Annotated in this window: 8 protein-coding genes and 1 pseudogene; all 9 read left to right on the forward strand. The window is 42.8% G+C overall.

Annotation, left to right across the window (positions count from 1 at the left end; translation table 11 throughout):
* Positions 1–239: 239 nt before the first annotated feature.
* The 9 genes and pseudogenes from EL341_RS02470 to dhaL all read left to right on the forward strand — a co-directional run bounded on the left by EL341_RS02470 (position 240) and on the right by dhaL (position 12,037).
* Positions 240–2,042: a DUF4153 domain-containing protein gene (locus EL341_RS02470; protein WP_126466922.1), complete on the forward strand. Its 1,803-nt coding sequence runs from the start codon at positions 240–242 to the stop codon at positions 2,040–2,042.
* Positions 2,043–2,693: 651 nt separating this feature from the next.
* A pseudogene (locus EL341_RS17690) lies at positions 2,694–3,074 on the forward strand (peptidoglycan DD-metalloendopeptidase family protein); the annotation flags it as partial.
* Positions 3,075–3,500: 426 nt separating this feature from the next.
* Positions 3,501–4,658 carry a YbfB/YjiJ family MFS transporter gene (locus tag EL341_RS02480; protein WP_126466924.1) on the forward strand — a complete coding sequence of 386 codons (1,158 nt, stop codon included), beginning with the start codon at positions 3,501–3,503 and terminating at the stop codon, positions 4,656–4,658.
* A 332-nt stretch (positions 4,659–4,990) separates the two neighbouring features.
* Positions 4,991–6,055: an HAD family hydrolase gene (locus tag EL341_RS02485; protein ID WP_269471917.1), complete on the forward strand. Its 1,065-nt coding sequence runs from the start codon at positions 4,991–4,993 to the stop codon at positions 6,053–6,055.
* Between the two features lie 866 nt (positions 6,056–6,921).
* Positions 6,922–8,037, forward strand: a complete 1,116-nt coding sequence (locus tag EL341_RS02490) for an MDR/zinc-dependent alcohol dehydrogenase-like family protein (protein ID WP_126466926.1) — start codon at positions 6,922–6,924, stop codon at positions 8,035–8,037.
* A gap of 167 nt (positions 8,038–8,204) precedes the next feature.
* Positions 8,205–9,464 (forward strand): MFS transporter, encoded by a 1,260-nt coding sequence (locus EL341_RS02495; protein ID WP_126466928.1) that lies wholly within the window; start codon positions 8,205–8,207, stop codon positions 9,462–9,464.
* Between the two features lie 81 nt (positions 9,465–9,545).
* Entirely contained in the window at positions 9,546–10,316 is a 771-nt protein-coding gene (locus EL341_RS02500) for an SDR family oxidoreductase (RefSeq protein WP_114986186.1), read from the forward strand.
* Positions 10,317–10,388: 72 nt separating this feature from the next.
* Positions 10,389–11,390, forward strand: coding sequence for a dihydroxyacetone kinase subunit DhaK (locus tag EL341_RS02505; RefSeq protein WP_047779906.1), 1,002 nt, complete (start codon positions 10,389–10,391; stop codon positions 11,388–11,390).
* A 5-nt stretch (positions 11,391–11,395) separates the two neighbouring features.
* Positions 11,396–12,037, forward strand: a complete 642-nt coding sequence (dhaL, locus tag EL341_RS02510; RefSeq protein ID WP_047779907.1) for a dihydroxyacetone kinase subunit DhaL — start codon at positions 11,396–11,398, stop codon at positions 12,035–12,037.
* The last annotated feature ends 945 nt before the right edge of the window (positions 12,038–12,982 follow it).

Here is a 12,982-nt window from a genome sequence, read left to right on the forward strand (position 1 = left end):
ATTAGCGCAAATCCTAACTTGCCACGATAGGCTTTTATTTTTAGCGGTAGTTAAGTTTATTTTGTGATCCAAACTTTTTAATATAAAGGTATTACCTGTAAGTACAGTACGTTATTAAAATAAAAACGGTTAAGATACGCGAGATTCTAAGGGTAATTATCACAGTTATTCACAAGGAAGTAAGGAATACCTCAATAGGATTTCTTCGGTATTCCTCTAAATAATCAGGGAGATAATATATGGTGATAGATACGCTCTTACCGAAATTAAGCCGCTGGGCGATTGTGTTGGTTTGTCTGCTGCAAGGAATACTCGTTTATCTGTTTCGTGGCGAACAAAGTGACAGTTGGCTAGTTATCCATCCTGCGGTCGTCATCTATGGCCAAACATTATCATTTGTTTTACCTACCATACTGGCTTTTTCCATCGTCCGAATAACGGATAGTTTACTCTGGCGAAACTTAGCAATTTGTTCCATTGTCGCATTAGGCCTTGCCACTTGGTTTCATTGGAATATGGCCGGGCTAGTTAGCTATAGCCAAAAAGACAGAATTGCCGGGCCCTATTATCTTTGTCTGGGTTTAATACTGTATATGGCTATGCCGTGGCTGCAAATGCGGATTAAAAACAAACAGTGGATCGGCGGCTATTCCTGTATTTACGATTATTTCTGGTGGAATACCCTAACGTTAATTTTTACCTTAACCATGATGGGGGTGTTTTGGGGGATTCTGCGGCTCGGGGCTGAGCTTTTTGGTTTAGTTGATATCTATTTTTTTCAGGATCTATTTTTTCGCAACGATTTCGTTATGCATACGGTGAATGGCTTTATTATTGGGATAGGTATTCTGACCTGCCGGATGCAAATTCAACTCACCAAATTGGCGCGTAATGTTCTCTCCGCAATTGTAAAAGGCTTTTTGCCGCTGCTCTCCGGCGTCGCACTTCTCTTTATTATTACGCTACCGTTTATTGGTCTGAATACCTTATCCGGCGCTTGGTCAGCGGCGGGATTGTTGACCACGGTGGTATTTTTACTGACGCTATCCGTCAGCGTCGTATACCAGAGTGGTTTAAAGGAAAAGCCTTATCCAACACCGTTACGTATGATCGTTAACGGTTCGCTATTGGTCTTACCGGCTTACGCCTTGTTAGCTATCTATTCCGTTTGGCTGCGTATTGTTCAGTATGGTTGGACACCTTTTCGCGTATGGGGACTACTGATTGTCTTGATGGCAACTGCTGCGGCTTGTTGCTATGCCTTTGCCGTCATTCGTAGTCGTAAAAGCTGGTTAAAGCCGTTAGGTGCCATTAATAAGTCACTATTATTAGTGGGATTAGCCCTATTAATTTTGGTTAACACACCACTGCTCGATCCCTATCGGATTAGCGTTAATGGGCAAATGGCGCGTTATACGCATGGTGTTATTGCGGCAGACGATCTCGATTTGGTTATGCTACGTTTCGATAATGGGCGTAGGGGGGAAGATGCGCTTCGTAGGCTGCAAAATGCCCCTGATTATCATCACAATAGTCAATTCAAACTACGTTTGGAAAATGTGATGTCAAAAACGCATCGTTGGGAGGCGGCCAACGAGATTCATGGCTCACCAGAGGCCGTTCCTGAGGTGACGATTCAACAAATACAACAGAATGTATCATTGGCAAATGGTACCTCGATACCCGATGAGAGCTGGTGGCATGCTGTTTTACGTAATTCACAAATGGATATCCACATCTGTTTACGAGAAGAGGAGTCCTGTGTCGTGGCTTCGCTCGATTTAAATACAGATGGTGATGAAGAGTATTTGCTGTGCCATTTACCTGGGATATTAGACATATCTTGTTATGTTTTTACCTTGATCGCCGATGAATGGCATAACATTGGCTACACCTATTTCCCACCTTCCCATGTAACCAATGAACGATTTGCTCAGGCTTTACGCGCTGGTGAGATTAATGTCAGACAGAAAGAATGGGGCGATTTGGACGTTGATGGTGAAAAGGTGCATATCTATTATCCAAGCCTGGAACGACAATAACGCTATCTTTAGATATTAATGGGGCTACAACAGCGGATTTTGCTTGAGCCCCACGAATATTAAAAACAGTATTCAAATTGATGGCTGCCAAGCTATATATTACTTATCAAAATGTTAGGTAATCAGGTGTTGCTACATGATTGTTTATTTTAGATATCTTGATAAGTTTGGACGATAAAAGTTAACTTTATTAATTAAATGACTAAGTAATGTAGATTTTATATCAGGTTATACTAACTTGGTTGAAATAATCCTTCTATGTCATAAGTTTTTTTTATGGATTTTTTGATTATTTTTTATTTATTGATTTTAAATAATTTTTTTCTGTATTTTTTAAGATTCTCGTCCATTTTTATTGCAATATCGGTGACATTTACAAATATATACGAACTTTAAGCGACTTATCAGGCACAATACGGCCTGACTTTAATATCGCTTATTATGAGGTAGTACGCTAATGGAGAATTTTAGCGGGGATAGGACATAATGCAGTCCGTTGTTAATCCAATAAAAAAATTTATGAAGAAACACTTAGTTAATCTTGTTTGTTGCTCTTTATTACTGGTTGCTGGTAGTTCTTATGCATCGCAGCAAAGTTCTCCGGTTAAGAAGAAGAGTATCAATAAAGGTGCAGATAACATTTCTCTATTCCGTTATCCGACGGCTCAGCCTTTTAAAGTGACTTCTCAGTTTAATCCTAATCGTGTTAATCCAGTTACTCGTAAACGTTCCCCTCATGAAGGAATTGATTTCTCAATGCCCATTGGCTCGACTGTGGTGTCTACAGGAGCAGGTGAAGTGGTTATTGCTAAATTCAGTCGTTCAGCCGGTAACTATATTGTTATCCGCCACGGTAATAAGTATTCCACTCAATATATGCATTTGAGTAAATTGCTGGTTAAGCAAGGGCAGAAAGTGAAGCAGGGCCAGAAGATTGCGCTATCGGGCAATACCGGTCGCAGCACTGGAGCACATCTGCATTATGAACTGCGAGTTAACGACCGAGCGGTTAATCCACTTTCTTCTGATTTGATGCTGGTTAATAACTTTAAGTTTACCGACAGCGATGCCGGTACCCGCGTAGCGAAGACGACGTCTAAAAAGCGTTCCGGTAATCCTTTCCTGAGTTCAGCCTCTAAATCGGAAGATTTACAGTCCGCTAGCCTACAGGACGACAGCTTTCAATCAAGAAATTTTGAAACCAAAGTCTTGGGTGATGGCAAGATTATCTATTCAAAAAGAATTCAGCGCACAGCGAATTAATTGAGTAACAATATAGAATAGCCCGCAAATAGCGGGCTTTTTTACGCCTGTGCAAACGGTAGAGGTCGCAGGATTAGAACCAGACCCTTATTTTCTTATTGAGCTTAACTTAATATTTACTTTTCACTGTTCATCATCTTATTTCTGCATCAAGATAGCGGTTATTATTAAGTAAAAAAGTGTTTGGAGCGGAAAATGGCGTTACGAATCGCATTTAGCGGGTTTATTGCCTTGGTTGTGGCGATGGGGATTGGGCGATTTGCTTTTACGCCTCAGGTACCGTTGATGCTGGCAGAAGGACAGTTTTCGCTAACCGGTGCCGGTATTGTTGCCGCGTTTAACTATCTGGGCTATCTGTGTGGTTCTTATGATGCAATGCGCGCTAGCCGCCATGTGGAATATCGTTTATGGGGCGGTATTTTAGGCGCAGTGCTATTAACGTTACTTTCTGCGGTCGTTAGCGGTATTTACTGGCATAGCCTGATTCGCTTTGCGATTGGATGGGCTAGTGGCTGGGGGCTGGTGATGGTCGCCGCCTGGACAAATGAGCGCCTGATAACCTTAGGAAAGCCAAATTTAGCGGCGGCGGTTTTTGCCGGTCCCGGCGTCGGTATTTTTCTGAGCGGTATGTTGGCCGTGATGTTTCACACTCTAGGCTGGAATGCTCAAATGGCCTGGTTTGGCTACGGGAGCGTGGCGTTAATTCTGGTGGCCTGCGTAGCGGTAAACTTTCCTCGTAAGGGGGAGCTACACCGAGGCGATGCACCAGCTCAACCTGCATTGGTCATGACGCGCCCGCTTAAACGGCTGGTGATTAGCTACAGTTTGGCCGGATTTGGTTATATTCTTCCGGCGACGTTTTTATCACAAATGGCGGCACAACGTTTTCCTGATAGCCTGTTTGCGCAGTTTGTCTGGCCAGTGTTTGGTGCTGCATCCGTTGTGGGTATTATTATTGGCATCATGACTCGCCACTATTTTAGTACACCGACACCGGTACGTTTAGCCATTGCTCTTTGGTTACAGGCGTTAGGCGTGCTGTGTGCAGAACTGATACCGGGAATAAGTGGGCTGGTGATGGGGGCAATTTTGGTGGGCGGTGGATTTTTATGCGTGGTGCAGCTTTCGCTACAGTATGGGCGAGAATTGGCACCAAACTATGCCCGCTATATGGCGGGATTACTGACTACAGGATATGCGGTTGGTCAGTTAGTAGGGCCGATGCTATCGGCACTATCAACTGCGCTGACGCATCGGTTAGAACCGGCCTTATATATCGCAGCGGCAGGGTTGTTGGTTGCTGGATTTTTGGTATGGCCGGAAAGGGAGAAAGCTCAGCCAAAGGCGGCCTAGTGCCAGCCTGTTGATGGGTTAACGATCTGTGAAATCAATAAATAATCGCAACGTTAAGCGTTTTTCTATTTGCTTGTTTGCGATCGTTATTTATTCTCCTATTAATAGGATATTTTTAATATCTCATTGGTTTTCTCTTTTAGCGTATTTAATACTTTTGGTGAATCAACCGATCGATAAATTAAATTTATTAGAAAGTTATAAGCAAATAAATCAAAGTGATATTTTCTGAGCTCATTAAAGATGTTTGAAGAAATGGGACTTACCCCCATTTTTTGTGTGGATTACTATTTATAATCGACTCTCTTATATCTTTTTAAAAGGGATGAGCAATGTTGAGTAGAAATAAAGTCATTAGTATTATTACTGGTTTAAGTATGAGCTTATGTTATTTATCATCTTATGCAACTGAACTGACCCATTGGCCGAAAAAACAGGCCGAGGAGCTTAATCAGCTCATTGCTAAAAATGCCCATAAGGGAGAATTCGCCGTTTTTGATATGGATAACACCACCTATAAAAACGATCTGGAAGAGTCACTTATTCCCTATATGGAAAATAAAGGAATATTAAAAAGAGAAAATCTCGATCCCTCACTAAAACTTATTCCCTTTATTGATAATTTAGGCGAGCCGGAAAGCTTATATAGCTACTATCATCGCTTATGTGAACTTGACGATCTCATTTGTTATCCTTGGGCGGCACAGGTCTTTTCAGGATTTAAACTCAGCGAGTTAAATCAGCAAGTAAGTGACCTGATGGCGCTGGAAGGCAAGATTCCGGTAAAATATATCAAGGACAATAAAATCGTTACTTCTGAAGTTGAGCCGCCAAAACCGATGCGTGGTATGCAGGAGCTGTTTCATAAGCTCCAGGAAAACGGTATTGACGTTTACATTATGAGTGCGGCACATGAAGAGTTAGTGCGTATGGTCGCCAGTGATAAAAAATATGGTTATAACGTCAAACCGCAAAACGTTATTGGTGTTAATACCTTATTAAAAAATAGCCAAACTGGCGAATTAACCACTGCCAGAAAGCAAATAAAATTGGGCAATTACGATCCACTAAAAAATAGAGATCTGGAAATTACACCTTATATTGTTAATCCAATGACCTGGTTTGAAGGTAAAGCCGGTAGTATTTTGGCGTATATCGATCAGTGGAGAAAACCTATTCTGGTAGGTGGTGATACCCTTTATTCGGATACTTACATGCTGCTTAATAGCGTCGATATTAACAAGTCAGGTAAACGTTTATGGATAAATAGAAAACCAGAGACGTTAACCAAATTGGAAAATCTGCAACAAGAAATGATGAAGCAACAAAAATCAGCAGGGCAAGCGGTTGATGCCGGTAATAATTGGGTGATTGTCACCCAACAGGAAATTCTGTAATTACTGCTGATAGATAAAATCATAGATGATAGTCAGCGAATGACTGATTTCATTTTATGGTAAAGCAATATCAATATTAAAAGGCTTTCTGATGCAGGTTAAGGTCAGAAAGCCTTTTTTATTAACGATGTATAGAGTGTCTATGTGATAACTCCGTTCACTTAAGTATTTTTATGTCATCTCACCCATTATTTCGGTGAAAACCGGATCGCGAGGCCAACATTTGCTATGAAAATGCCTCAAAGGGTGAGCGTAGTGAATCATCTGGGTTTTAGCTTTATGACAACACTTAGCCTAAAGGCGAGATCCCCGCTTTCACGGGGATGACGATATTAATATTGCGATATGCCTTGATCGGTAGCCCTTTCCGTCATTCTGGTGAAAACCAGACCGCGTAACCGTAGGCGAAGCAAACATTCACATAGTGAATGGCCCGTAAGGTGAGCGAAGCGAATCATCTTGCCCTAAAACCTACCTCTCAATCCTCAACCCTCAACTCTCAACCCTCAACCCTCAACCCTCAACCCTCAAAATCACAAACGCAAAATACCTGTGCCAGTAACAAAAGTTCATGCGTTTATCGTTTGTCTATCTTTTATCTATTTTTCATATGTTTTTTAAATGAACTTATGTTCAAAAAATGCGCTGGTTATTTTAACTAAACCTATTTTTTGGTGTTTTTTTCAGCTAAACGATCATTTTATTTGAGTTTTATTTATGATCTCTCTCACATTATAAGCATTTTTAGATAGCCAAATGACGTTTAATCGCCATATTGTTCAATAGTTCAAATAAATATCTTATGTTCATTGTGCGTTCATTGTGATTGAAATATCTAACAAAAATAGCTGTTAAAGGAGTTCTGAATGTGTAACGAATGTTCTAATGACGCTCAAATGGCGGCAGGTATCCCAGAAGTCATGCGTGCCGTTGTTGCTTATGGGCCGGGTGACTATCGGTTTGAGACCGTGCCGGTACCAACCATTAGCTCCAAAGAGATTTTGGTCAAAGTTGAAGGGTGTGGAATTTGTGCCGGGGATACCAAAGCGTTTGGTGGTGCTCCGAGTTTTTGGGGCGATGATAAGCAGCCTTCTTACATCAAAGCACCGATGATTCCTGGGCATGAGTTTATCGGCCACGTCGTGGGCTTGGGTGCCGAGGTTGAAGGATTTAAATTAGGCGATCGTGTGACTTCCGAGCAGATCGTTCCTTGTTGGGAATGCCGTTTTTGTAAGCGTGGTCAGTATTGGATGTGTGAAAAGCACGATCTTTATGGCTTCCAAAGCAACGTTAACGGTGCAATGGCCGAATATCTGAAATTTACCAAAGAAGCCATTAACTATCACGTTCCTGACGATCTTCCGCTAGAAAAAGCCATTCTTATCGAGCCTTATGCCTGCTCTTTCCACGCAGTGCAGCGAGCGAATATCAAGTTAGGTGATGTGGTGGTATTGGCCGGTGCAGGTACGTTAGGGCTGGGAATGATCGGCGCTATTAAGAAATCCGGACCTGGCAAGCTGATTGTTTTAGATCTGTCCGACGAACGTCTGGCTCTAGCCAAGAAGTTTGGTGCCGATCTGGTGATGAACCCGGCGAAGGAAGATGTGATTTCCATTATCAAGGAAATGACCGATGGATATGGCTGCGATATTTACATTGAAGCTACGGGTGCACAGAAAGCGGTAGATCAGGGACTAACCCTGCTGCGTAAATTGGGTACATTTGTTGAGTTCTCGGTGTTTAAGGATCCGGTCACCGTCGACTGGAGCATTATTAGTGACCGTAAAGAGCTTGATGTTCTCGGTTCCCACCTTGGCCCTTATTGCTATCCATTGGTGATTGAAGGTATCGCCAACGGTGATTTACCGACTGAGGGTGTAGTGACCCATATTTTACCGCTGGAAAGATATGCCGAAGGCTTTGAACTGGTAGAAAAAGGTATTGGTTCACTCAAAGTCGTTCTCGATCCAAATATGAAGTAATCAGGAACCTGAATCATAAGGCGGGCGGGTTTTCTGTTGGGAAAATCTGCCTTACTTAGATTAAACAGGGTAGATGCTGATAAATAACCTTGATTAATAATTCCGATAAATTAGAGATAAAAACATATTAATCAATAGGTTATTTTATAACTATAGGTGATGCAACCATGTTAAACAGTTTGGTAAAAAGGATCGGGCTGCCTAAGAAAATTTTATTAGGTTATATCGGAGTATTGATATTTATGGCTGGCGAAGGCCTGGAACAGAGCTGGTTGTCAGACTTCATTATTCGTCGTGGCCTGACGGTAGAAGAGTCCGGCATCATGTTCAGCGTTTATGGTTTTGCCGTCGCCATTGCCGCTTGGCTTTCCGGTGTACTGGCCGAAATGTTTACCGCCAAGCGAGTCATGGCTGCTGGCGTGGTTATCTTCCTGATTGGTTCGGTCCTGTTTTTATCTATCGGGTTACCGAGCAATAATTTGGCGATTATGGTACCAACCTATGCATTACGCGGATTAGGTTATCCACTATTCTCCTACGGATTTTTAGTGTGGATTGCTTATGAGGCGCCGAAAGCCAAGTTAGGTTCAGCGGTCGGTATTTTTTGGTTCGTATTTACCGGTGGGTTGAGCGTTATCGGTGTTTATTACGCCAGTATTGCGTTGCCGCTGCTGGGTGAAATGCTGACTTTATGGAGTGGCATCATCTTTGTTATCGTCGGCGCAGTGATTGGCCTGATGTTAAGTAAAGATACCAAAGTGACCCATGCCCCATCTGATGAACCGCCTAAAACTTTCGCCTATTTGTTTAAAGGGGTTTCTATCGCCTTTGAAAACTACAAGATTGGACTGGGCGGTATTGTTCGTACCATTAACCTATCGTTCGCTTTTGGCCTGATTGTCTTTCTTCCTACCTATTTACAAGATGTTATTGGCTTTACCCGCGACCAATGGTTGTCCATATATGCCTTTATGTGGACGGTGAATATCATTTTTAACTTACTCTCTGGCGTTATTAGCGATCGGTGCGGCTGGACTAATACCGTGATGTGGTTTGGCTGCGTGGGAAGTGCCATATTCGTTCTGCTGATGTATTACATTCCAACCCATTTCGGGGTCGAAGGTTACGTTTATACCATGCTGGCCGCCGGTGGTTTGGGTGCCTGTTTCGCTGGTTTCGTTCCTCTATCGGCCATTATGCCTACTCTGGCACCGAACGATAAAGGCGCGGCGATGTCGGTACTAAATCTTGGTGCGGGGCTCTGTGCTTTTGTTGGGCCATTGATCGTCACCATTTTTATTACGCCAGTCGGCATTGAAGGGGTGATTTGGATCTTCTCCGGACTTTATATTGTGGCCGCTATTTTAATGAAATTTGTTACCTTGCCTGAGGAACACAGTGAGGAACTGGCTATAGAGCGTAATTAGCTGGATGGAATGCAAGCGAGTCAGGCTTATATCCTACCAATAAATGTACATCTGAGGATTTGTGGTTAAGGAGCTTAAAACATGAACAATGAGTTTAACGGATTCAATACCGATTTCTCCTTAAAAGGAAAGGTCGCTGCTATCACCGGTGGCGCGGCCGGTATTGGTCATGCGATTGCAGAGCTGTTTATCGCCAAAGGTGCCAAAGTGGTGTTGCTCGATCGCGCCGACGATGTTGCTGCCGTTGCCGGGAAACTGGATAGCCGTCACGCGGCAGGGTTTTATTGTGATGTCAGCAATGCCGAGTCGGTTAAGCAGGGCGTGGATCAGGCCATTAGGGCCTTTGGTCAATTAGATATTCTGGTTAACAGCGCCGGTATTGTCGCGCTGGATCCGGCGGAAGACACCACGGAACAAGATTGGGATAGAACCATTGCAGTTAATTTAAAAGGCGTATTTCTTACCAGCCAATGTGCCGGTCAGCACTTTATCCAGCAAGGGCACGGTAAGATCGTTAATTTGGCTTCACAGGCTGGCGTGGTGGCGTTACCTAACCATTTAGCCTATTGCACCAGTAAAGCTGGCGTTATCGGTATGACCAAAGTGCTGGCGCTAGAGTGGGGGCCAAAAGGTGTACAAATTAATGCTATTTCGCCGACCGTGGTATTAACCGAATTAGGGCGTAAAGCTTGGTCAGGTCAGGTCGCAGAAGAGATGAAACAGCTTATTCCGGCTCGTCGTTTCGCTTATCCGCCGGAGATTGCCGCCTGTGCATTGTTTTTAGCCAGTGATGCTGCCGATATGATCACCGGGGCTAATCTGGTGATTGATGGCGGATATACCATCCAATAATGATTAAATCGATAATATTTTGTTAATTAAGCAGTTAATTTTTGATTTATGGTTATCTTTCTGGAGTGTGTTATGAACCGAATTATTAACGATCCCGATCGCGTAGTTGAAGATGCGATTCAGGGCTATTTAGCCGCTTATCCTGAGTTTTTTGCCAAGACTGAACATGAGAAGGTGTTAAAGCACCCCGACGCACCCCGTAAAGGAAAAGTGGGCGTGGTCACCGGTGGTGGCTCCGGCCATGAACCGGCGTTTTTAGGTTATATCGGTAAAAATATGCTGGATGCGGTAGCGATTGGTGAAATATTTTCCTCTCCTGCTGCCGGGGCATTTTTAGAAGCCTTCAGAGCCGCTGACGGTGGTGCTGGCGTTGCCTGTCTTTATGGTAACTACGCCGGAGACAATATGAACGTCAAAATGGCGGCTAAAAAAGCGCAAGCGGCGGGAATTAATGTCAGAACGGTCGTGGCTAACGACGACGTTGCTTCTGCGCCTCCATCAGAGAGAGAGAAGCGTCGCGGTGTTGCCGGTGAAATCTTTATGTGGAAAGTGGGTGCCGCAGCGGCAGCGAAAGATTACGACCTTGACGGAGTGATCACCGTTGCTCAGAAAGCCATTGATAACTGCCGTTCCGTTGGGGTGGGGCTAACGTCTTGTACTATTCCGGCGGTGGGTAAACCTAACTTTCATATTGCCGACGGGATGATGGAAGTGGGAATTGGTCATCATGGTGAACCGGGAATTCGCGTTGAGCCACTGCAAAATGCCAGTCAGATCGCCAAAACCATGGTGGATTTGGTGGTGGGCGATGTCCCTTTTGTTAACGGTGATGAAGTGGCTGTGCTGATTTCCGGGCTCGGGGCCACACCAACGGTGGAGCTTTATATCTATTATGCTGAGGTAGTTAAGCTACTGGCAGCGCAGGGCATCAAGATTTATCGCCCCTATATTGGTAACTATTTCACCTCTCTGGATATGATGGGTGTCACCCTGACGTTGATGAAGCTGGATGATGAGCTGAAAACTTTAATTGATGTGCCGACTCACTCATTAGGTTTAACACAGGTGGAGTAAGGATAATGAAAGTATTAAGTGTTCAAGACGGAACGCCGATTGTTGAAGATTTGGTCAATACCATTGTGGCTAACCGAGAGTATCTGAGTGAAATCGACGGTGCGATTGGTGATGGTGACCACGGTATTAACATGGCTAAAGGTTTCAATCTTTGTGCTGAAAGCATCAAGGGTAAAAGTCTGACGGTTGCAGAAGCGCTTGATGTGCTATCCGATTCTCTGATGGAGGGCATCGGTGGCTCAATGGGGCCCCTTTACGGCAGTATTTTTATGGGCATGGCCGATAGCGTACGCGATAGCAGCCAGATCGACGCTAACGCTTTTGGTCAAATGCTCAGAGATGGCTTATCTTGTTTACAGGATGTCAGCACGGCAGGAGTGGGGGATAAGTGTTTGATGGATACCCTGATTCCAGCGGTTGAAGCCTATAGTCAGGCTCAGCAGCAGCGTAAATCTTTTGTTGAATCGCTTAATTTAATGAAAGCCGCTGCGGAGAGCGGTCGTGATTCTACCATTGATTTAGTGGCTAAGATTGGTCGGGCAAGTCGTTTAGGTGAGCGCTCCCGAGGCGTTTTGGATGCTGGTGCTACATCATGCTGCTTAATACTGAATCAATTGGCTGATTCAGTGGAACAACGTTTGGCATAAGTTAAAGTCCAGTCCGGTTTTGATACGCTTTCTTCTGTGTCAAAATCGGACTTTTGTCGTTTATGGCCTGCCTTGATGAGCTGTATTCTATTTCCTCTGTTTATTGTTTACCGCACTAATCTTATTCAGCCTGCTGATATCATAGATAATGATGGATTTCATTTTTTGCATCATGGCCTATCACCATTTCCTTATTAACAAAAATGATTTTTTATGAAATTTAATAAAGAATAAATAAAAAATACTAAGTAATTTTTATTTTTTAAGGGTGATTGAGAATAAATAAGGGTAATTGTAATTTTAAAGATAAGACAAGGAGTTTGTTTTTAATGTGGTAGTTATTTATTCCTTATCATTTTCATAGGCTTTAGAAATATAATTACTATATGAAATTTAATTTATATCACATTGGATAATATGTTAGTGGGTAGATGTTACCTAATGTTTTCTGAAATATTAGGGATGATCATGAATACATGGGTGTAAATTTTTTTCATGAATTCATGGTGTGCGTAAAGAATGGTTATCAATTGAAAATTAATGATAATTTTTTATTTTGCGTGTTGGCTTGCAGTTTTTAATTATTCCGTGGTGATAAGTTGTTGGGGCGGTGGTGTAAAGTATCGCTAATTAAAATAGTGGCGATTTTATATATTATCTGGCAGGCCGATGATTGGCTTTGAAATCGGTTTGAAACAGATTTTTAATATTTAATAATAAAGATTAGTTACCGCACAGTTTTATTCGAACTGGTAATAATACGAGTATCTTGTCCTATCCCTCTCAATCATAATCATTGGTTCGTCATTATATTTATTCGGTTTGTCATGAATGTAAAACAATGAAAACTCCCATCTCTGGATAAATATAAGCTGCTATTAATAATCGTAGTAGATAACGCCAATTTTTCAATTTATCGCCTGTGCGAATATAAGGATTTAGACA

This window comes from Pragia fontium (genome assembly GCF_900638655.1).
In the GTDB taxonomy this organism is placed as follows: domain Bacteria; phylum Pseudomonadota; class Gammaproteobacteria; order Enterobacterales; family Enterobacteriaceae; genus Pragia; species Pragia fontium.